Below are 20,436 nucleotides of genomic sequence, written 5' to 3'. Positions count from 1 at the left end.
ATTATTTTTAGATAAAAGATGTAGGTTTATCGGAATAAAAATTGTCTAAAAATAAGAGGCTATATTATTTAATCTCTGTGTTAACTTATTTAATTTACTAATAGATGAAAATTTTGGAGTAAAATAAATAATTAAGTTTGCTAATTAATAAACACTTGGTGTTTTAGGTGTATCTTCAGATATATTTTTACCGAATTGAGTTGCTAATGTTTCAGCGCCCCGTGCGAGTAAAGTTGTATCTACACCGACGGCAACAAATAAAGCACCTAGTTGCAAATAGTGTTTAGCAACATCAGGAGCTGCCATTAATATACCTGGTGCTATTCCTGCTTCTCTTATTTGCGTAATAGCCTTTTCAATTACGGCCTTAACTTCAGGATGATTTGGATTACCCGAAAATCCCATATCGGCACTCAGATCCGCCGGACCAATAAAGACGCCATCTACGCCAGAGACTTTTAAGATCTCAGGAAGGTTTTTTATTGCCTCTTTTGTTTCCACCTGAACAATGACGCATATTTCATCATTGGCACGCGCTAAATAGTTAGGAATACGGTTCCAACGCGAAGCACGAGCTAATGCACTACCAACGCCACGGATCCCTGCTGGTGGATAACGTGTCGCCCGTACGGCTTGCTCAGCTTGTTCAGCATTTTGCACCATAGGCAATAATAATGTTTGTGCACCAACATCGAGTAATTGCTTAATAATGACAGGATCATTCCACGGCGGACGAACAACGGGCTGAGAAGCATAAGGGGCGACAGCTTGCAATTGTGCAAGTATAGTTTGTACATTATTTGGCGCATGTTCACCATCAATTAATAACCAATCAAAGCCAGCACCTGCAACTAATTCCGCACTATATGGGCTGCATAAACCAAGCCATAAGCCAATTTGCGGTTTACCTTCTTTCAACGCTTTTTTAAAACTGTTGTGAAGAATATCCATTGTAATTTCCTTATACGAAGTGGCAACTGACAGAGCCCATCACGCCATAATCAACATGAAAAACATCCCCTTTGCGAGCTGGAACAGGTCGGGTGAATGAACCACCTAAAATAATTTGACCCGCTTCAAGTTGCACATTATGAGGTGCTAATTTATTTGCCAACCAAGCAACTCCATTGGCGGGATGGTTAAGCACAGCCGCCGCAACACCAGATTCTTCAATCACACCATTGCGATATAGTAAGGCACTTATCCAGCGCAAATCTAAATCACGCGGTTTGATTGGTCTGCCTCCCAATATGACAGCCGCATTCGCTGCATTATCTGAGATAGTATCGAAAACTTTACGCGGGCGCTTAGATTCAGGGTCGATGCCATGACAGCGTGCGTCAATAAGTTCAAGCGCAGGGATAACATAATCAGTGGCATTATAGACATCAAATAAGGTGCAATTGGGGCCACGCAAAGGTTTCGATAACACAAAGGCTAATTCAACTTCGATACGCGGAACAATAAAACGATCTGTTGGAATTTCACAGCCATCATCAAAAAACATATCGTCGAGCAGTGCACCGTAATCTGGCTCATCAATTTGTGAGCTTGCTTGCATCGCTTTAGAAGTTAGCCCAATTTTGTGTCCTTTGAGTGAGCGCCCTTCTGAAATTTTCAATCCTACCCATTCACGCTGAATAGCGTAGGCATCTTCGATGGTAATTTCTGGATAATCCAAGGAAATTTGTCGAATTTGCTCACGTTTTTTTTCAGCCTGATTAAGGCGTTGTGCAACTTGCGATACGACATCTTTTTGTAACATGCGAATAATGCTCCTATTGATCCCTGTTTATAATGAGAGAAACGCTAGGCTTTGCTTATAACCCGCACTACGGTAATCAGCAGTGCGGGAAATAAGTCAAAAATTAGTTAGCGGATAGCCCACCAAAGCAGAGGTATTTCACTTCCAGATATTCTTCAATTCCGTAACGTGAACCTTCACGCCCCAGTCCTGATTGTTTAATGCCACCGAATGGGGCAACTTCATTTGAGATCAGACCTTCATTAATACCAACCATGCCACTTTCAAGTGCTTCAGCAACGCGGTAAATACGACCAATATCTCTTGAATAGAAATAGGATGCTAAACCGAATTCAGTATCATTAGCTAAAGCAATAGCTTGTTTTTCATCGGTAAATTTAAATAGTGGCGCGAGTGGGCCAAAGGTTTCTTCTTTCGCAACAAGCATTGATTCATTTACATCAACAAGTACTGTTGGTTCAAAGAAGAGTCCACCCAGAGCCGCAGGTTTACCACCCGCAATAATATGCGCGCCATGTGCAACGGCATCAGCAATATGTTCTTCCACTTTATTCAGTGCAGCTTGGTTGATAAGAGGACCTTGTTGTGAATCAGCTTCTGTTGCAGGACCAATTTTCAGCTCATTAACCGCTTTTGCGAGGCGCTTCGCAAACTCATCATAAATTCCTTCTTGTACTAAAATACGATTAGCACATACGCAAGTTTGTCCACTATTACGGAATTTAGCGGCCAATGCGCCTTGAACCGCAGCATCTAGGTCTGCATCATCAAAAACAATAAACGGTGCATTACCACCAAGTTCTAAGGACAGTTTTTTCACTGTGTCTGCACATTCAGCCATCAATAATTTACCGACACGCGTTGAACCAGTGAATGTGAGTTTGCGAACGATTGGGCTTGAGGTCAGTGCACCACCAATGGCTTTGGCATCTGTTCCTGTCACAATATTAAAGACCCCAGCAGGGATACCAGCCTCTTCGCCTAATGCAGCAAGTGCTAATGCTGATAATGGGGTTTCAGCAGCAGGTTTGAGTACCATCGTACAGCCAGCAGCAAGGGCGGGACCAACTTTACGTGTGATCATGGCATTAGGGAAATTCCATGGTGTGATGGCGGCAACAACACCAACAGGCTGTTTGATTGTCACTAAGCGGCGACCAGGCTGAGGGGAAGGAATGGTTTCGCCATAAACACGTTTAGCTTCTTCTGCAAACCATTCAATAAAACTGGCTCCATAAGCGATTTCACCCATGGATTCTGCCATTGATTTGCCTTGCTCTAAGCTTAATAATTCTGCAAGCTCTTTTTGATTATCCATCATCAAACGGAACCATTTATTAAGGATTTGGCTACGTTCTTTAGCACTTTTTGCACGCCAATCGGGAAGTGCGTTTTCGGCGGCTTCAATAGCTTTTTGGGTTTGTGCTGCACCGACATTACTGACTTTTGCAATAACTTCGCCATTAGCTGGGTTCGTCACATCAAACTGACTATTGTCATCGGCATTAACCCATTGACCATTGATGTAAGCTTGTTGACGGAATAATTTAGAATTGATGTTAATACTCATTTTTCTTTTTTCTCCAAAGGCACTGAAATTAACTGTGATTGGGTATTTTTAGCTGACAAGCGTTGGCTTGCGAAGCTAAGTCCCGCACAAACAGCCATAACCAGCGCCATAGCAAATGGGGATTCATCCTGTAGCACAGAAACTGCAACACTAGCCAGAGCAGCTAAAGCAAATTGAATAGAGATTGCGAGCGCACTGGCACTACCTGCGATTTTTCCACGATGTTGCAATAACAGTGACAAACTGTTTGTACCAATGGCATTTACCATCGATAGAAACAGAACAACCAGAATAACAATAATAGGTAAGCTTTGCTGATAGAAAATTAAGAGTAATAACCCAAATAATAATTGAGCACCACTTTGTATGCATAATATACGATTTAGACTGTACACTTTGAGGAGTCTAACATTGAGCAACAATACAACTATCATACCGAGAATATTACAGCCAAAGAGTAAGCCGTAGTATTGTTCCGATACATTGAAATAATTGATGTAAACAAACGGTGAGCCGCTAATGAAAGCAAACATGCCGGCAAAAGAGAAAGCCATTGTGCCGATAATGGTCATTGCTTCTCTATCCGTTAATACTTGGGCGTAATTATGAAAAGTTGTTCCCAGTAAATTTTTAGCATCTTGTTTCTGTTCAAGTGTTTCAGGCAGCAAAAAGAAAATGCTTGCGACTGAACATAAACCTATTACTGCGAGAAGATAGAAAATGGCTTGCCATTGAAAATGAATTAATAAGAAACCACCAAGCAATGGCGCGATTAAAGGCGCTATCATGGTAACTAATGTCATTAATGAAAGTACTTTAGGGAGTTCACTCGCAGTATAAACGTCCCGTGCGATAGCTCTAGCCATCACAATCGCCGCGCCACTACCAAAAGCTTGTAGCGCGCGAAAAGAGATCAATGCTTCAGCACTGGTTGCTTGAGTACACAGTAAACTTGCTAAAGTAAAAATAGTGAGCCCGCTTAACAACATTTTTCGACGACCTAAAATGTCACTAAGCGGCCCGTAGAACAACATGCCAACACAAAACCCTGCAAAAAATGCACCTAATGTAAACTGCATTTGTCCTTGGCTCGCATGAAGATCTAACCCCATTTGCGGCAATGCAGGCAGGTACATATCTATCGATAATGGTCCAAAGGCAACTAATGATCCTAATAATGGGATCAGCCAAAGAGGGATCTGTTTATCGAATGCAGTTGGCATCTCTTTTCCTTACTTAAACAGCGCGTGAATATTGTTTTGCTTATAATTCAAAATAGGATCTAGCTCTTCCATCGTGAATGAAATCGCAAAATAGCGCTGTTCCATTAACGCGGAAAAATGTTCCTTGATTAGTGCAAAGAGCAGTTCACCTGTTTTTTGCCTCTCTTCCAAAGAACGACCAGAACCAATTTTGAGTGTCATATGCACAAAGGCATAATCCTGTTTTCCATCTGCCATTTGCCAAGTGTCTAGCCAAATTGCACGGCTACGAATGCCGCCTAATGGAAAAATGCCGGTATTAGCCAAAGCTTGATTCACCTTGGAAAATAGCTCAGGTAACTTAGCTTCTTCACGTATGTTTTCTGTACACTCTGCAATAAAGTGAGGCATAACAGTTCCTTAAATTTACGCGTTAGCTTTTTGTTTATCGGCGATATAGCTTGGTACAGGGAAAATTGCGTTGATTTGTCCCGTTCCTGAACTTGCAAATAAATCGGTCAATACTTCGACTTTTTCAGCGTATTTATCCCAGCCCAACATGCCAAGCAACATCACGGTGTCGTGCATGTCCCCTTCGCCGTAACAATAATCCGCATATTCAGGCAACATTTTACAGAATTCATCAAAACGACCTTCACGCCAAAGTTTGACGACGCGTTTATCCATTTGCTCATCGAATTCTCGGGTATAATTGTTCATGCCTTCTTCTGCACGTTGATCATCAATAAAACGGTGTGATAAAGATCCGCTAGCAAGAACAGCGACAGTCCCGTCATATTTCTCAATGGCCGTTAATACAGCTTCACCCAGTTTGCGGCTATCATCAAAACTATGAGATGTGCAGAATGCTGAAATAGAGATCACTTTAAAATGGCGATCACTATTCATATAACGCATAGGAACTAAGGTGGCATATTCTAATGTTAGACTTGGAATTTCATGTGATTGAGCGCGAACACCGAGTTTTCGTGCTTCTTCACCAATCATTCTGCCTAATTCTGAGTTACCATCATATTCATATTCCATATCGCGGATAAAATGTGGTAGCTCATTACTGGTATAGATCCCTTTAAAATGATCAGCACAGTTGATGTGATATGCACTGTTAACAAGCCAGTGTGTATCAAAAACAATGACAGTATCGACGCCGAGTTCACGGCAACGGCGGCTAATTTCTTTATGTCCATCAATCGCTGATTGGCGGCAGCCATAATGTTTACCCGGTAATTCAGATAAATACATGGAAGGGACATGCGTTATTTTGGCTGCGAGTACTAATTTACCCATAAATCCTCATCTCTTTTCATTGCTGTATTAGCAAATAAATTTGTAAGTGCTGAATTAAGTCTCTGCTGAGCCTGTGCTTTTCGTATTCATTGATACCGCACTGTACCTTTTCAGCGATAGAGCGCTGGTGAACTATTTTTCACCAGCAAGACAACAAAATTAAACGCCCCAACGAGGAATGTTGTGATCACCAAAGGAGATACAAACATTCTTCATTTCAGCAAATACTTCAAAGCTATATTCACCGCCTTCACGGCCAACACCCGACGCTTTTACGCCGCCAAATGGTTGGCGCAAATCGCGTACGTTTTGTGTGTTAACAAACACCATACCGGCTTCAATATTGCGAGATAATCTGAGGATCTTGCTGACATCTTGTGTCCAAATATAAGATGCAAGACCATATTCAATATCATTCGCCATACGCAGACCATCTTCTTCTGATTTGAATGGGATCAGACAGGCAACAGGTCCGAAGATCTCTTCTTGAGCAACACGCATACGGTTATCGACATCAGCCAAAACGGTTGGACGCAGGAAGTTGCCATTTTTCAGGTGATCAGGTAGATCAGTGGGTTTGTCTGGGCCACCAGCTAGCAGTGTTGCACCTTCTTCAATACCAAGGCGGATATAACCGGAAACTTTATCCCAATGTTGCTGGCTGATTAGTGCACCAACTTGTGTTTTAGGATCAGTCGGGTCACCTACAATCAGACGGTTTGCACGTTCTGCAAAACGTTTTACAAATTCTGGATAAATGCTCTCTTGGATAAAAATTCGGGAGCCGGCGGTACAACGTTCACCATTAATAGAGAAAATGGTAAATAAAGCAGCATCAAGTGCTCGTTCAATATCCGCATCTTCAAATATCAAAACGGGGGATTTCCCACCCAATTCCATTGAATATTTTTTCAAGCCTGCATTTTGCATGATCATGCGGCCAGTTGCTGTGCCGCCAGTAAACGAAACGGCTCTGACATCATTATGTTTAACGAGAGCATCACCGGCAGTGCTTCCATAACCTTGCACCACATTGAGCACGCCTGCTGGAATACCTGCTTCAAGAGCTAATTCACCTAAGCGGTTGGCAGACAGTGGAGATAGCTCAGACATTTTTAAAACAGCAGTGTTACCAAGCGCTAAGCAAGGTGCTGTTTTCCATGTTGCGGTCATAAACGGCACATTCCATGGGGAAATTAATGCGCAAACACCAACAGGTTGAACTAAGGTATAGTTCATCATCTTGTCGTCGACAGGATAAGTACGCCCATTCATTTGTTGGCAAATTTCAGCAAAAAATTCAAAGTTATGTGATGCTCTTGGGATCAAGACATTTTTGGTTTGATGAATCGGTAATCCTGTATCTTGGGTTTCCATTTCAGCAATTTGTGGAACGTTTTCATCAATGAGCTCACCAAGACGGCGCATCAAACGTGCACGCTCTTTCATTGGTGTATTTGCCCATTTTGGAAAAGCTTCTTTTGCTGCGGCAACCGCTTGGTTGATCTCATCTTGTCCGCCAGAAGCAACTTCAGCAAGGACTTCACCAGTGGCAGGGCTGGTGGTTTCGAAATATTCTTTACTAGCAACATTTTTGCCATTGATCCAATGGTTAATCTTAGTCATTACTTACATTCCTCATATTCTTTTTCGCTGACAATTCGGTTAATGAGCCTGCCGACACCTTCAACTTCAACAATAACTTCATCACCAGGAACGACATCTGAAAGCCCTTTTGGGGTGCCTGTTGCAATCATGTCACCAGGTTGAAGTGTCATAAAATCGCTTAAATAAGAGATTAAAAATGGAATATTAAAAATCAGATCAGCCGTTGTGCCTTTTTGACGTAGCTCGCCATTAACATAAGTATAAAGAGCAAGATTGTGCGGATCTTTTACCTGCTCTTTATCAATAATCCACGGTCCAATAGGGGTTAAAGTATCGCGGCTTTTGACTCGTAGATTAGGGCGGTAGTAATTTTCTAAGTAGTCTCGGATAGCATAGTCGTTACAAACGGTGTAACCAGCCACATAATCCATGGCATCTTCTTGAGAAACTTTATGAGCGGTTTTACCTATAACGACAACTAATTCTGACTCATAATGCATATAGTCAACATTATCAGGGCGAACCGAAACTTGGCGATGACCTGTTAACGTATTATCTGCTTTGATAAAAATCAGCGGTTCTTCAGGTGGCTTAAAATCTAATTCAGTGGCATGATCTGCATAGTTTAAACCTAGCGCGAATAAGGTTCCTCTCACGGGGGGTAACCATTCAACGGCAGCATCATCACCTGCAATTATTTGTCCATTTGGCAGTGTAATTTCTTCATTATCACCAACAGTGACTGAATACTCTGTACCCTGATAACGAATTTTGGCCTGTTTCATTTTTATTTTCCTCCAGCCGCAACAACGTGATTAGTGAGAGTAGGGAAACCTGTGGCTTGAATAGCGACATCATCTCCAGGCTGGATGGTTACACGTTGGTGCGGGGTGCCCATAAGGATCACATCGCCAGCTTTTAATGTGGCAAATTCACTCAGTGCGGCAACTAAATCATCTGCATCGCGAACAAGATCTTTCGTTGACCAACGATCAACTTCTTTTCCATTGATAAGCGTGATGATATCGACAGGGCTAGTGAGAGATGTTTTTACTATTTCGCCAATAGGGCAAAAACTATCGCAGCATTTAGCTTTAATTGCAGGACGATAAAAAGAATCTTCAGGCAGACTAACTTCATTCGCTAATGCATAGCCTGCTATATATTGATGTGCATCTGCTTTGCTGACCTTGCTAGCATCTTTACCAATAATAAGTGCCAGTGTTGCACCACTTAGAACCTTTTCACCTTCAGGATGCAAGATATTGTCACCTGAATGAATGAGTGTGTTACGTGGCTTAATAAACCATACCGGTGTTTTAGGTGGGGTTTTATAAGGGGCTTGCTCGAAGGCATCATGCCAGTGAGTAACTTGGCTTTGATGGTTGAGAGCAACGGCAAAAACAGTGCCTTTCATTGACAACTCCTTATTAGAGAAACGATGATTCAAATCTTCATTAACATATTAATAATGTATAAATTATGATTTAGCAATAGGGTAACGTAATTGTTAATTTTAATTGTGATCTCTTTAACATATTCATTTGAGTGTAATGTAATTCTTTGTTATTCAGTATATTAATATTTTTCATTGTTTTTTTATGTAACTTTTTATTAACTTTGTGTTGTGAAAATTAATTATTTACTCATTAATATATTGTGGTTTTTCTTTGTGATTGTTATATACCGTGCTAACCTTAATGATAAGTTAATAAATATTTAACTATTGCTAGGAAAGGACTTGCGTTGTATAGGCACAACGCATTGAGTAATATGGATTATTTGTCTTAAATAACATTAAGAGTGGTGAGTTTGAAACTTATGCATGAATCATTAACAATTGCATTATTGCAGGCAAGAGAGACCGCAATGGGGTTCTTTCGTCCTATTCTAAAGTCATATAATTTGACTGAACAGCAATGGCGTATTATTCGGGTGCTTGCTGACAAGCGCTCTATTGATTTTCATGAGTTGTCAGTTCAAACCTGCATTTTGCGCCCAAGTTTAACCGGCATTTTGACAAGAATGGAGAGAGAAGGGCTGATATTCCGTTTAAAACCACTCAATGATCAACGTAAACTTTATGTTTCTCTGACGCCGAGTGGGCAAACGCTGTATGATAAAGCACGTCAAGAAGTAGAAGAAGGTTATCAAAAAATTGAGCAAGCTTTTTCCCATGAAAAAATGCAACGCCTAACAGAGCTACTTGATGAATTGATTGCTTTAGAAAGCCCAGATTACAGCCATATTATGGATAAAAAAGAGAGCGCGTAACCCTTTTATTTTATCCGTCAATACGTTTTACTCATCGCACCTTAATCAGAATGGCTTTGTTAAGGTGCAATTTTTCATTATTTTCTATGTGATTAAATGTCGAATTAATTAAAGGGAAATAATAAGCGATAAATAAAAGCGGATATTATTTGTAAGATTGGGAATTTTCTATCGAGAATTAAGAATAACAATTATGTTATTGAGTTTATTCTTGCGATTGTAATAATAGAAATAACATTTTATTGATTTAAATTTAATAGCTGATTTAATTTAATTATTATCTTAACTGACTGTCTTTACTTCCTCGACGATTATAGCCACTGAATGCTGTATTTTTCTTATCAAGATTATTTTGACATGTAACGCAAAGTCTTACACCAAGAAGTGCTTGGCGACGAGCAATCGGAATCTCATCTCCACATTCTTCACAAAATTGCAGACTTTCACCTGAATGTAATTGGCTACGCGCTTTAGCGATTGCATCATCTAAAGTTGCATCAATTTGTTCTTGTACCGCATTTTCATTTGCCCAACCTGTAGCCATAATCTTCACTCCGTATAAAAAAACGTCGATTATTATCTATATTGGGTAGAAAAAATAAATTCAAGCTTATTAAATTTATTGAGGATAAAATATCCTTCACTTAATATGAAGGATATTTTATAAATAAGTCATAGAGTTATGACGAGTAATATTATTTATTTTCTGATTTTAGTTTATCAGTTTTATCTTTTAAATCAGTGGCGAGATCATCTGCCTTATCAATGGCATCAGTTTTTATTTCTTGTGATTTTTCAGATGCTTTATCAGATAACTCGGCAGTTTTATCTTTTGCTGATTCAGAGAATTCTTCTGCTTTTTTCTCAGTATTTTCTTTTAGCTCTTTTGCTTTAGCGGATATCTCATCGGCTTTTTCAGCGGCTTTATCATTTAATTCAGCCGTTTTTTCTTTTGCAGAGTCGGTCAGTTCCTCTGCTTTTTTCTCAGTGCTCTCTTTTAAGTCTTTTGCTTTATCGGCTAATTCATCGGCTTTTTCAGCACTTTTTTTCTCAATTTCATCCGCTTTTTCTTTTGCGCTGTCAGTGAGTTCTGTTGCTTTTTCTTTAGCACCATCTGTAATCTCAGCTGCTTTTTGTTTACCCGCATCTTTTAGTTGTTCAGCTTGCTCTTCGACTTGCTTTACGGTTTTATCTGTTTTTGAAGAGTCGTCACAACCCGCTGCCATTGCGATAATACCAGCTAGAATAAGAGAACCTAATATTTTCTTTTTCATAGATATTTCCTTCATAATGATGTGGTAATGGTTTAGTTTCATTATTGAAACATATTTTTGCCAAATTATAAATTACTGCTGTCGATACGAATTGATAAAATAGCATTTCTGAATAACTTAACGATGACAATATTATTGGTCATTCCTGCTATCAAACCTAGGCTTATGAATTATTTGAGCGCTAATTTAAAACAATACACATACTTAAATATAACTCATATTTGCATTAATTGAAAATAAAGTGTTCATAAAACTGTCATAGTAATATTCTTAAAATGTAGTTCAATTTAATGACTCATATCAATATTTACTTTTTGATCTATATGATATTTTAATACTACTCAAATAAACTGGGTTCTCTTTTGCTAATTGAAAGTACAGCTCTTATGTGACTAAGCAGGCTTAAAAATAGTTTCGTTTGTTATTAAAATGTAATTTAAATTATTTACTGAAAGGGATGCTTAGGGAAATATAATATGAATTATTACTATTTACTTGTTATTGTTAAATTTTTAATCGGTTTTGCTATTGTTATAATACATATGAATATTTCAGGTAAAACCCAATTATCACAAATGACACCGATTGATTTTATTGGTAACTTTGTTTTGGGGGGGATTATTGGCGGTGTAATTTATAGTGATACGATTCCATTACAACAATATATTACCTTGCTTATTATCGGTGTTTGCTTCATTTCGTCACTAAATTATTTGACAAAAAAATTCAATTTTTTCCGTAATGTTGCGATAGGGAACCCAATCCCTATTATTCATAAAGGCAACTTTATTATGGACAATATTTTGTCAAAAAGAAATAAAATAGATATTTTAAATATCTCCTCGCGAATTCATGCGCAAGGTATTCATTCTTTTCAAGAAATTTATTATGCGCAGATTGAACCCGATGGGCAACTGACGGTTATTTGTGATCCTACCAATATGCCATCTGTCATTATTATGAAAGATGGAGTGGCAAGAACGAGTGAACTGGCTTCAATAGAAAAAGATGAAGATTGGCTAAAGGAACAGATGAAAGCGCAAGGTATTACCCAACCTGATGACATTTTTTTGGCTGAATTTTGGCAAGGCAAAGTGAAGTTTATTCTGCAAAATGGCAAGATACAGAAGTGATCTCTCCAATGCTTTACGCTATCTTCCATTTTTTTGATCTGAACTTAAGCATTATTCATTAAGTGGCGTAAATATTGTTGTAAAAATAATACGTGGGGGCGCCAGTGACCAAAGGAATACAACTTCGGATTAAAGGAAAAGTGCAAGGTGTTGGTTTTCGCCCTTATGTATGGCAACTTGCTCATCAATGTGGATTGAATGGGGATGTTTGCAATGATGGAGAAGGCGTATTAGTGAGGTTGCTTGCGGATGCTGATATTCGTGAATTTACCCGTTTGTTGCACCAACATTGCCCACCTTTAGCGCATATTGATAGCATTCAATCACAGCCTCATGAGTGGGCGCAATCTCCAGACCGTTTTACCATTCGTCATAGCGGAACGGGGCGTATGGATACACAAGTTATACCAGATGCCGCGACGTGTAGTGCTTGTCAGCGTGACCTATTGGAGCCAAATAACCGCAGATTTCATTATCCTTTCACAAATTGTACCCATTGTGGCCCGCGCTTTACCATTATTCGGCAAATGCCTTATGACAGGCCTAATACAGCAATGGCTGATTTTTTGTTGTGCCCTAATTGCTTACAAGAATATGAATCACCCGCCGACCGCCGATTTCATGCCCAGCCTAATGCCTGCCCAGATTGTGGCCCGCAAATTAAACTTTATGATAATACAGGGAGAATGTTAGCGATTGAACAAGTGGCATTAACAGAAACCGTTGCTCGGATCTTACAAGGTGATGTTGTTGCGATTAAAGGATTAGGCGGCTTTCATCTCGCCTGTGATGCCACAAATGATGACGCTATTAGACAGTTACGCCAGCGTAAAAATCGCCCAACAAAACCTTTTGCGGTGATGATCCCATCGCTTGAATGGCTAAATGAACAAGGTGTTAACATTTGTGATGGTTTACGTGCGTTATTAAAAAGTAGCGCAGCGCCAATTGTGTTATTAAAACAGTGGGAAAATAGTCAATTAAGTCGAGAAATTGCTCCTAATTTACGTGAATTGGGAATTATGTTGCCATCAAATCCATTACAAATTTTACTTATGGATGCAATAAAGCGCCCATTAATTATGACTTCAGGAAATGCTTCCGGTAAACCGCCAGCTTTAACAAATGAGGAAGCGCTGACTGATTTAGCGGATATTGCTGATGTGTGGCTTATGCATAATAGAGATATTATTCAACGCGCTGATGATTCATTGGTACGTTATGATGCTGGACAAGCTGAAATGCTTCGCCGTGCCAGAGGCTATGTGCCAGATGCAATTGAATTACCCGCAGGTTTTGAGCAATCACCATCAATATTGGCACTAGGGGCAGATTTAAAAAATACATTTTGCTTATTACGCGACAAAAATGCCGTTATCAGCCAGCATTTTGGTGATCTTGAAGATATTGATATTTTCCACCAATATCAAAAGACAATTCAACTATTTAAATCAATCTATCGTTTTACACCTGCTATTATTGCAGCGGATATGCATCCAAGTTATATCAGTCATCAATATGCTCAACAATTATCATCTCAATCAAATATTCCTGTTGAATATATTCAGCATCATCATGCCCATATTGCAGCTGCAATGGTTGAACATGGTATTCCTTTAGGGGATGAAAAAGTCATTGGATTAGCACTAGATGGTCTAGGTTATGGCGATGATAACCGTTTATGGGGCGGTGAATGTTTATTAATTGATTATACCTCTAGCCAATATTTAGGCGGATTACCCGCTGTTGCTATGCCGGGCGGTAATATGGCTTCTCGTCAACCTTGGCGTAATTTATTTGCTCATTTACATCATTTTTTACCTAATTGGCAGCAGCAGGATATTGCGGATGCGTTAGCGCCTTATCCTTGCCATATTATGCAAAAGATGGTTGATCAAAAATTAACTCCCCTTTAGCCTCTTCTGCTGGGCGCCTCTTTGATGCGGTTGCCGCTGCATTGGGTATCTGCCCGCAAGAGACAAGTTGGGAAGGTGAGGCTGCTTGTCAGCTTGAAGCACTGGCTTTAGATTGTAAAGATTATGAGCATCCCGTGACGTTACCTGTTGTTGGGCAGACTCTTGATTTAGTGACATTTTGGCAGCAATGGATTAATTATCAGGCACTGATTGAACAACGAGCGATGGCTTTTCATCAAGCATTAGCGCAAGGTTTTGCAGATTTAGCACATAAATTTGCTGAACAATATCATATTAATCGTATCGTTCTCTCTGGTGGCGTGATGCATAATCAGCTATTGAGAAACCTTATTATTGAAAAATTACAACCTTTAGAGGTTCTTCATGCTCATCAGCTTCCTATGGGAGATGGTGGGTTAGCATTGGGGCAAGCGATTATTACCGCTGCAAAATTTATTAAGCAGTAAATCACGAGTTTATATTACTCAATATATTGATCTATTTCTTATCATTATTTTAATTGTATAACTCTAAGTATATATATTTAGCTTTATTATTTAATGAGACTTTTATTATTTTGATATTGATTCTTATTTACTGATTTTAATTTTATTGTTCTATATCATTTTTTAAATAAATGATGGTATGGATAAATTGATGTAGAGTGTGATAATATTTAACTCATTGTTTTTATTTTATTATCTTTATTCTTTCTTATTTATAATTTGATTTTTAATATTGATTTATGATGTAAACCGTTTTGCTTTAATTATTATGCTGAATCGTTTCTTCTATCAGTTATATAAATTTTTATATTTATTATCTTTCCTGTTGATGAAGATCAATTGATTAAAATAAATGAGGAATAGGATTATTTTCATATATTGAGGTTCTCATAATAATATAATAGGAAAATCGAATGGCTGGAGAGAATACTATTATTTCTCCTCACGGCATTAGTCGTCGTGATTTTATGAAATTATGCACTGCACTGGCAGCAACAATGGGTTTAAGCAGTAAAGCTGCGGCACAAATGGCAGATGCAGTGAGTGATCCAGGGCGCCCTCCTGTAATTTGGATTGGTGCACAAGAATGCACAGGTTGTACAGAATCATTATTATGCGCAACGCACCCAACGCTTGAAAATCTTATCCTTGATACTATTTCGCTTGAATATCATGAAGTGTTATCTGCGGCTTTTGGAGAACAAGTTGAGCAGAATAAACATAATGCGATTGAGAAATACAAAGGAAAATATGTTCTTGTTGTTGATGGTTCTATCCCACTAAAAGATAACGGTATTTACTGCATGGTTGCAGGTAAGCCAATTGTTGAGCATATTCGTGAAGTTGCCGAACATGCTGCTGCTGTTATTGCCATTGGGTCATGTGCTTCTTGGGGTGGTGTCGCCGCTGCGGGGAGTAACCCAACTGGGGCGGTAGGCTTGAATGAAGTCATTACCGATAAAACTGTGATTAACATTCCGGGTTGTCCACCAAATCCACATAACTTCTTAGCAACAGTGGCGCATATTATTACGTTCAATACTGCACCAAAACTGGATAGCAAAAATCGTCCATTATTTGCTTATGGTCGTCTTATTCATGAACATTGTGAACGACGTCCGCACTTTGATGCCGGCCGTTTCGCGAAAGAATTTGGTGATGAAGGTCATCGTCAAGGTTGGTGTTTATACCATTTAGGTTGTAAAGGCCCAGAGACTTACGGTAACTGCTCTACATTGCAATTTTGTGATGTCGGCGGTGTTTGGCCGGTTGCTATTGGTCACCCATGTTATGGCTGTAATGAGGAAAATGTTGGATTCCATAAAGGTATCCACCAGCTTGCCAATGTGGAAAACCCAACACCTAGGGTTGATAAGCCAGACCTCAATAACCGTGAAGGTGGCACTATTTCCTCAACAGCTATAGGTTTAATTGGTGGTGTAGTTGGGTTGGTTGCAGGTGTCAGTGTCATGGCTGTTCGTGAATTAGGACGGCAAAAACGGCAGAATGATCAAGACTCACGGGGAGAATAACCGTGAATAGACGAAATTTCCTTAAAATCTCAGCGGGAGGGATGCTATTAGCGGGAACTTCCTCGACGAGTTTTGCTGAGGCAAAAAATAGACCGCCTATCCCCAATTCTCTCGGCATGCTTTATGACTCAACCTTGTGTGTTGGGTGTCAAGCTTGTGTGGCTAAATGCCAAGAGATCAATAGTACGGAGCTTAACCCCGTTGGCGAAAAAACTTGGTCAAATAACGATAAACTAACGCCCTATACCAATAATATTATTCAAGTTTGGAGTAGTGGCAAAGGTATTCATAAAGACCAAGAAAAAGAGGGTTATGCCTATATCAAAAAACAGTGTATGCACTGTGTTGATCCTAACTGCGTTTCAGTTTGTCCCGTCTCAGCACTCACCAAAGATCCTAAAACAGGCATTGTACATTATGACGCCAGCATTTGTACGGGGTGCCGTTATTGTATGGTTGCTTGCCCATTTAATGTTCCGAAATATGCATACAATGACAAGTTTGGTGCAATTCATAAATGTGAGTTATGTAATCAAAAAGGTGTAGAGCGTTTAGATAAAGGGGGTTTGCCGGGATGTGTTGAAGTGTGTCCTACAGGTGCTGTTATTTTTGGTACTCGTGAGGAGCTATTAACTGAAGCCCAAAAACGTTTAGAACTTAAAGCAGGGAGTGAATATCCCTATCCGCGGCAAACATTACACAGTAACGACCCGAATTTAGCCCAAGTACCAAAATATGAAATGCATGTTTATGGTGAGCTTGAAGGAGGCGGAACACAGGTGATGGTTTTATCTGGTGTGCCTTATCAAAATCTTGGTTTACCTGAATTGGAACAACTTTCTACAGGGGCGCGTTCTGAACATATCCAACACACTTTATATAAAGGAATGATCTTGCCTCTGGCCGCCTTAGCGGGTTTGAGTTTCTTAGTGCATCGTAATACCAAGAAAGATAAGAATAAAGGAGACGATCATCATGACGACGCATCATAAAGAACAGCCACTTGGTGGGCGGTTAGTGAGTTGGCCTGTGATAGTTTTTGGTCCATTTGTTCTGATATGTGTATTTTTGATTATTAAGAGACTGATTTTTGGGTTAGCTTCCGTATCTGATTTAAATGGTGGTTATCCTTGGGGAATTTGGATCTCTTTTGACTTGTTAGTTGCTACAGGTTTCGCTTGTGGTGGCTGGGCGTTAGCATGGGCGGTCTATGTTTGTAATCGAGGTGAGTATCACCCATTAGTACGATCTGCATTATTAGCCAGTTTATTTGGTTATTCCCTTGGTGGCTTGTCAATTACGATTGATGTTGGTCGCTACTGGAATTTGCCTTATTTCTTTATCCCCGAATATTTCAATACTAACTCAGTATTATTTGAAACCGCAGTCTGTATGACAATTTATATCGGGATAATGGCTCTAGAGTTTGCCCCTGCTTTATGTGAAAGATTTGGTTGGAAAGTCTCATTAAAACGCTTGAATAAAGTGATGTTTATTATCATTGCACTTGGAGCATTATTACCAATGATGCACCAATCTTCAATGGGATCATTGATGATAGTTGCCGGTTATAAAGTGCACCCCATCTGGCAAAGCTATGAAATGTTACCGCTCTTTTCATTGTTAACGGCTTTTATCTTGGGCTTTTCTATTTTAATTTTTGAAGGTTCTTTGCTGCAAGTAGCCTTAAGAGGTCAAGGTGCCGATGAAAGACCACTCTTTGTTCGCTTGACGTACATTCTTCAGGTTTTTCTCGTCATATTTTTAGTCTGTCGTTTCGGTGAATTGATTTATCACGGAAAAATGCACAATGTGATGTCACTCGATTTCTATTCAATCTTATTTTGGATTGAAACGATATTACTTGCTTTTCCTCTGGTTATTTTTCGCGTTGCGTCTTTACGACAAGACCCACGCTGGCTGTATATCTGTGGCCTAAGTTTGTTATTAGGCGCGGGCTTGTGGCGGATGAACTATTCACTTGTTGCACTCAATCCCGGGGATGGATATCACTACTTCCCAACAACAGAAGAAATTTTGATTTCTGTCGGGTTTGTGGCGGTTGAGATATGCGCTTATATCTTATTGATCCGCTTATTACCTGTTATTCCAGCATTAAAAAACTCTCATTCGAATCATTCTCCGGCCCGAGGTAAAGCATGAGCCAACGTATAACAATTGATCCGGTCACTCGTATTGAAGGCCATTTACGCATTGATTGCGAAATTGAAAATGGAAAAGTCACTAAAGCGTGGGCTTCCGGTACGATGTGGCGCGGAATGGAAGAAATCGTCAAAGGTAAAGATGCGCGTGATGCTTGGATGATCATGCAGCGTATTTGTGGTGTGTGTACAACTGTACACGGCATTATTTCTGTCCGAGCGATTGAAAGTGCACTGAATATTGATGTGCCCGTAAATGCACAATATATCCGTAATATGATTTTAGCGGCACATACAATCCAAGACCATATTGTTCATTTTTATCAATTATCTGCATTAGATTGGGTTGATATTACTTCCGCCCTAAATGCTGATCCCAATAAAGCGGCTGAAATATTACAAGGTATCTCAACATGGCCATTGAATAGCCCAGAAGAGTTCACACGGGTACAAGATAAAATAAAAAAACTGGTGGCAAGTGGGCAACTCGGTATTTTTGCTAATGGCTATTGGGGGCATCCTGCGATGAAGCTCTCGCCAGAAGTGAATTTGATTGCAGTTGCACATTATCTACAAGCCTTAGAATGTCAGCGTGATGCAAACCGTATAGTGGCGTTATTAGGGGGGAAAACACCTCATATTCAAAATTTAGCTGTCGGTGGTGTTGCTAATCCTATTAATCTTGATGGAATTGCGGTATTAAACCTTGAACGATTAATGTATGTGAAATCATTTATTGATCGCCTAAGTGATTTTATTGAACAAGTTTACAAGATTGACACCGCCGTCATTGCTGCCGGCTATCCTGAATGGCTGGGAATGGGCTGTGGTGCAAAACATTATATGTGTATGCCTGAGCTACCTATGGATGGGAAAAATGGCAGTTTCTTGTTACCGGGTGGTTATCTTGAAAATGGTGATTTTAGTACTTATCGGCCTATTACCAGTCATACAGATGAGTATGTGATTAATGGCATTAAAGAAAGCAGTAAACATGCATGGTACAAAGAGAATGAACCACAAGCGCCATGGGAAGGGACGACAAATCCTGACTATACTGGCTGGGATGATGATGGTAAATATTCGTGGGTTAAAGCACCGACTTTCTATGATAAAACCGTTGAAGTGGGTCCACTAGCTGACTTGCTGTGCAAACTTGCTGCAAAACATGAGCCAACAGAAAAACATTTCAATGACGTCGTTAGTCTTTATCAAACCCTAACAGGCAATAGCATTAGTACTGATCAACTGCATTCTACATTGGGCCGTATTATTGGTCGCAGTGTGCGTTGCTGCGTATTAAATGAATCATTATCTATCCAATGGCAAGCATTAGTTGAGAATGTTGGTAAAGGTGATGTGACTACATTTGTTAAACCTAACTTCCCTGAAAATACCGTGATTAAAGGTGTGGGTTTTGGTGAGGTTCCTCGTGGGTTGTTGTCACATTGGGTTGTGATTAAAGACGGTAAAATTGAAAATTACCAAGCAGTTGTTCCTTCAACTTGGAATTCAGGCCCACGTAATTTTAATGATGAACCGGGACCGTATGAGCAAGCTTTAGTCGGAACAACTATTGCCGATCCTGCCAAACCCCTTGAGGTAGTACGAACCATTCACTCATTCGATCCGTGTATGTCTTGTGCTGTACATATTGTTGATACTGAAGGTTCCGAGGTCACTAAGGTTAAGGTGCTGTAATGCGTATTTTAGTTCTAGGTGTTGGTAATATTTTATTGAGTGATGAAGGTATTGGTGTGCGCATTGTTGAAGCGTTGGAGAAGCGTTATCAATTACCTGAATGTGTTGAAGTTTTAGATGGCGGCACAGCAGGCATGGAATTGATTGGTGCAATGGCAGATCGTGACCATTTAATTATTGCTGATGTAGTGCTGTCTAGCCAACCTGCCGGTACGATTTTAATCTTAAAAGATCATGAAGTTCCGGCACTTTTTACTCGAAAAATTTCTCCTCATCAATTAGGTTTATCAGATGTGCTTTCTGCATTACATCTCACTGATGAATTTCCACAACGTTTAACTTTAGTAGGTATTGTGCCTGAGTCATTAGAACCCCGAATTGGTTTAACAAAAGTTGGGCAAGCGGCACTTGAACCTGCGCTACAAAAAGTGATTGAAGTATTGCGTAGTGAAGGCTTAGACATCCTTGAAAAAGAAGAGAATTAA

General features: G+C 39.7%; 18 protein-coding genes and 1 pseudogene. 8 read left to right on the top strand and 11 right to left on the bottom strand.

The features are described from left to right. Positions 1 to 144 precede the first annotated feature (144 nt). From hpaI to OO7_RS14505, 9 genes are all read right to left on the bottom strand, one after another. Entirely contained in the window at positions 145 to 951 is an 807-nt protein-coding gene (gene hpaI / locus OO7_RS14545) for a 4-hydroxy-2-oxoheptanedioate aldolase (RefSeq protein ID WP_008916691.1), read from the bottom strand. A gap of 10 nt (positions 952 to 961) precedes the next feature. Continuing rightward, on the bottom strand, positions 962 to 1,765 hold the full coding sequence (gene hpaH / locus OO7_RS14540; protein WP_008916690.1) for a 2-oxo-hept-4-ene-1,7-dioate hydratase: 804 nt from the start codon (positions 1,763 to 1,765) through the stop codon (positions 962 to 964). Positions 1,766 to 1,868: 103 nt separating this feature from the next. Then, positions 1,869 to 3,335, bottom strand: coding sequence for an NAD-dependent succinate-semialdehyde dehydrogenase (locus OO7_RS14535; protein ID WP_008916689.1), 1,467 nt, complete (start codon positions 3,333 to 3,335; stop codon positions 1,869 to 1,871). Further along, complete coding sequence (locus OO7_RS14530; RefSeq protein ID WP_008916688.1) at positions 3,332 to 4,558, bottom strand: Bcr/CflA family multidrug efflux MFS transporter; 1,227 nt, start codon at positions 4,556 to 4,558, stop codon at positions 3,332 to 3,334. Before OO7_RS14530 ends, OO7_RS14535 begins: the two co-directional genes overlap by 4 nt. A 9-nt stretch (positions 4,559 to 4,567) precedes the next feature. Then, a complete protein-coding gene (locus OO7_RS14525) occupies positions 4,568 to 4,948 on the bottom strand; it encodes a 5-carboxymethyl-2-hydroxymuconate Delta-isomerase (protein ID WP_008916687.1) in 381 nt (126 codons plus the stop codon). A 15-nt stretch (positions 4,949 to 4,963) separates the two neighbouring features. Beyond that, on the bottom strand, positions 4,964 to 5,845 hold the full coding sequence (gene hpaD, locus OO7_RS14520; RefSeq protein WP_008916686.1) for a 3,4-dihydroxyphenylacetate 2,3-dioxygenase: 882 nt from the start codon (positions 5,843 to 5,845) through the stop codon (positions 4,964 to 4,966). Positions 5,846 to 6,004: 159 nt separating this feature from the next. Then, the gene (gene hpaE / locus OO7_RS14515; RefSeq protein ID WP_008916685.1) at positions 6,005 to 7,471 is read right to left on the bottom strand and encodes a 5-carboxymethyl-2-hydroxymuconate semialdehyde dehydrogenase; all 1,467 of its coding nucleotides are present in this window, start codon (positions 7,469 to 7,471) and stop codon (positions 6,005 to 6,007) included. Further along, a complete protein-coding gene (locus OO7_RS14510; RefSeq protein ID WP_008916684.1) occupies positions 7,471 to 8,238 on the bottom strand; it encodes a fumarylacetoacetate hydrolase family protein in 768 nt (255 codons plus the stop codon). Before OO7_RS14510 ends, hpaE begins: the two co-directional genes overlap by 1 nt. Before the next feature lie 2 nt (positions 8,239 to 8,240). Then, complete coding sequence (locus OO7_RS14505) at positions 8,241 to 8,870, bottom strand: fumarylacetoacetate hydrolase family protein (protein WP_008916683.1); 630 nt, start codon at positions 8,868 to 8,870, stop codon at positions 8,241 to 8,243. Between the two features lie 404 nt (positions 8,871 to 9,274). On the opposite strand from OO7_RS14505, the gene hpaR reads away from it, so the two are divergent. Beyond that, complete coding sequence (hpaR, locus tag OO7_RS14500; RefSeq protein WP_008916682.1) at positions 9,275 to 9,727, top strand: homoprotocatechuate degradation operon regulator HpaR; 453 nt, start codon at positions 9,275 to 9,277, stop codon at positions 9,725 to 9,727. A 277-nt stretch (positions 9,728 to 10,004) separates the two neighbouring features. On the opposite strand, the gene OO7_RS14495 is transcribed toward hpaR, so the two are convergent. Both OO7_RS14495 and OO7_RS14490 read right to left on the bottom strand, forming a co-directional pair. Further along, on the bottom strand, positions 10,005 to 10,271 hold the full coding sequence (locus tag OO7_RS14495; protein WP_008916681.1) for a DksA/TraR family C4-type zinc finger protein: 267 nt from the start codon (positions 10,269 to 10,271) through the stop codon (positions 10,005 to 10,007). 151 nt (positions 10,272 to 10,422) lie between these two features. Further along, positions 10,423 to 11,001, bottom strand: coding sequence for a lipoprotein (locus OO7_RS14490; RefSeq protein WP_008916680.1), 579 nt, complete (start codon positions 10,999 to 11,001; stop codon positions 10,423 to 10,425). A 476-nt stretch (positions 11,002 to 11,477) separates the two neighbouring features. On the opposite strand from OO7_RS14490, the gene OO7_RS14485 reads away from it, so the two are divergent. From OO7_RS14485 to OO7_RS14455, 7 genes and pseudogenes are all read left to right on the top strand, one after another. Then, positions 11,478 to 12,134, top strand: coding sequence for a DUF421 domain-containing protein (locus OO7_RS14485; RefSeq protein WP_008916679.1), 657 nt, complete (start codon positions 11,478 to 11,480; stop codon positions 12,132 to 12,134). A gap of 104 nt (positions 12,135 to 12,238) precedes the next feature. After that, positions 12,239 to 14,517, top strand: a pseudogene (gene hypF / locus OO7_RS14480) (carbamoyltransferase HypF). A 452-nt stretch (positions 14,518 to 14,969) separates the two neighbouring features. After that, positions 14,970 to 16,088, top strand: coding sequence for a hydrogenase 2 small subunit (gene hybO / locus OO7_RS14475; RefSeq protein ID WP_008916678.1), 1,119 nt, complete (start codon positions 14,970 to 14,972; stop codon positions 16,086 to 16,088). Positions 16,089 to 16,090: 2 nt separating this feature from the next. Continuing rightward, a complete protein-coding gene (hybA, locus tag OO7_RS14470; protein ID WP_008916677.1) occupies positions 16,091 to 17,080 on the top strand; it encodes a hydrogenase 2 operon protein HybA in 990 nt (329 codons plus the stop codon). After that, the gene (gene hybB / locus OO7_RS14465; RefSeq protein WP_008916676.1) at positions 17,064 to 18,251 is read left to right on the top strand and encodes a Ni/Fe-hydrogenase cytochrome b subunit; all 1,188 of its coding nucleotides are present in this window, start codon (positions 17,064 to 17,066) and stop codon (positions 18,249 to 18,251) included. Before hybA ends, hybB begins: the two co-directional genes overlap by 17 nt. After that, entirely contained in the window at positions 18,248 to 19,951 is a 1,704-nt protein-coding gene (gene hybC, locus OO7_RS14460) for a hydrogenase 2 large subunit (RefSeq protein ID WP_008916675.1), read from the top strand. Before hybB ends, hybC begins: the two co-directional genes overlap by 4 nt. Then, positions 19,951 to 20,436: a HyaD/HybD family hydrogenase maturation endopeptidase gene (locus tag OO7_RS14455; RefSeq protein ID WP_008916674.1), complete on the top strand. Its 486-nt coding sequence runs from the start codon at positions 19,951 to 19,953 to the stop codon at positions 20,434 to 20,436. The genes hybC and OO7_RS14455 overlap by 1 nt, the downstream gene beginning before the upstream one ends.

Origin of the sequence: Providencia sneebia DSM 19967, assembly GCF_000314895.2 — a bacterium.
GTDB lineage: Bacteria > Pseudomonadota > Gammaproteobacteria > Enterobacterales > Enterobacteriaceae > Providencia > Providencia sneebia.
Note: the sequence above shows the minus strand (reverse complement) of the source record. Positions and strands in the feature narration are given on the sequence as shown.

What these genes read in the sequence shown, in the direction of transcription:
- hpaI (WP_008916691.1), bottom strand. Translation starts at nt 951, where the DNA reads ATGGATATTCTTCACAACAGTTTTAAAAAAGCGTTGAAAGAAGGTAAA.
- hpaH (WP_008916690.1), bottom strand. Translation starts at nt 1,765, where the DNA reads ATGTTACAAAAAGATGTCGTATCGCAAGTTGCACAACGCCTTAATCAG.
- OO7_RS14535 (WP_008916689.1), bottom strand. Translation starts at nt 3,335, where the DNA reads ATGAGTATTAACATCAATTCTAAATTATTCCGTCAACAAGCTTACATC.
- OO7_RS14530 (WP_008916688.1), bottom strand. Translation starts at nt 4,558, where the DNA reads ATGCCAACTGCATTCGATAAACAGATCCCTCTTTGGCTGATCCCATTA.
- OO7_RS14525 (WP_008916687.1), bottom strand. Translation starts at nt 4,948, where the DNA reads ATGCCTCACTTTATTGCAGAGTGTACAGAAAACATACGTGAAGAAGCT.
- hpaD (WP_008916686.1), bottom strand. Translation starts at nt 5,845, where the DNA reads ATGGGTAAATTAGTACTCGCAGCCAAAATAACGCATGTCCCTTCCATG.
- hpaE (WP_008916685.1), bottom strand. Translation starts at nt 7,471, where the DNA reads ATGACTAAGATTAACCATTGGATCAATGGCAAAAATGTTGCTAGTAAA.
- OO7_RS14510 (WP_008916684.1), bottom strand. Translation starts at nt 8,238, where the DNA reads ATGAAACAGGCCAAAATTCGTTATCAGGGTACAGAGTATTCAGTCACT.
- OO7_RS14505 (WP_008916683.1), bottom strand. Translation starts at nt 8,870, where the DNA reads ATGAAAGGCACTGTTTTTGCCGTTGCTCTCAACCATCAAAGCCAAGTT.
- hpaR (WP_008916682.1), top strand. Translation starts at nt 9,275, where the DNA reads ATGCATGAATCATTAACAATTGCATTATTGCAGGCAAGAGAGACCGCA.
- OO7_RS14495 (WP_008916681.1), bottom strand. Translation starts at nt 10,271, where the DNA reads ATGGCTACAGGTTGGGCAAATGAAAATGCGGTACAAGAACAAATTGAT.
- OO7_RS14490 (WP_008916680.1), bottom strand. Translation starts at nt 11,001, where the DNA reads ATGAAAAAGAAAATATTAGGTTCTCTTATTCTAGCTGGTATTATCGCA.
- OO7_RS14485 (WP_008916679.1), top strand. Translation starts at nt 11,478, where the DNA reads ATGAATTATTACTATTTACTTGTTATTGTTAAATTTTTAATCGGTTTT.
- hybO (WP_008916678.1), top strand. Translation starts at nt 14,970, where the DNA reads ATGGCTGGAGAGAATACTATTATTTCTCCTCACGGCATTAGTCGTCGT.
- hybB (WP_008916676.1), top strand. Translation starts at nt 17,064, where the DNA reads ATGACGACGCATCATAAAGAACAGCCACTTGGTGGGCGGTTAGTGAGT.
- hybC (WP_008916675.1), top strand. Translation starts at nt 18,248, where the DNA reads ATGAGCCAACGTATAACAATTGATCCGGTCACTCGTATTGAAGGCCAT.
- OO7_RS14455 (WP_008916674.1), top strand. Translation starts at nt 19,951, where the DNA reads ATGCGTATTTTAGTTCTAGGTGTTGGTAATATTTTATTGAGTGATGAA.